Annotated in this window: 1 protein-coding gene; it reads left to right on the top strand. The window is 61.5% G+C overall.

Going from position 1 to position 322, the window contains the following annotated elements:
- Nucleotides 1-322: 3'-5' exonuclease (locus HX812_RS31980; RefSeq protein ID WP_306173401.1), on the top strand; the 322-nt coding region annotated here is incomplete at both ends.

Genomic DNA, 322 nt, shown 5'->3' with positions numbered 1-322 from the left:
AGTCCGGGCTGATCGCCTACCATGAGGCGGAAAAAGGCGAGAAAGGCCAGGCCCGGGTAGAAAACCTTGAGGAACTGGTGAGCGCCGCCCGTGCGTTCGAAAACACCGAGGAAGACGAAGAGCTGACCCCGCTGGCCGCGTTCCTCGGCCATGCGTCGCTGGAAGCCGGTGACACCCAGGCGGATGAGCATGAAGACAGCATCCAGCTGATGACCTTGCACAGCGCCAAGGGTCTGGAATTCCCCTACGTGTTCCTGGTGGGCATGGAAGAAGGCCTGTTCCCGCACAAGATGAGCCTGGAAGAACCCGGCCGCCTTGAGGA

It is taken from the genome of Pseudomonas sp. IPO3749, assembly GCF_013386605.1.
Taxonomy (GTDB): Bacteria; Pseudomonadota; Gammaproteobacteria; order Pseudomonadales; family Pseudomonadaceae; genus Aquipseudomonas; species Aquipseudomonas azotoformans_A.
The sequence above is the reverse complement of the archived record's forward strand: the minus strand, read 5'-3'. Positions and strand labels throughout refer to the sequence as shown.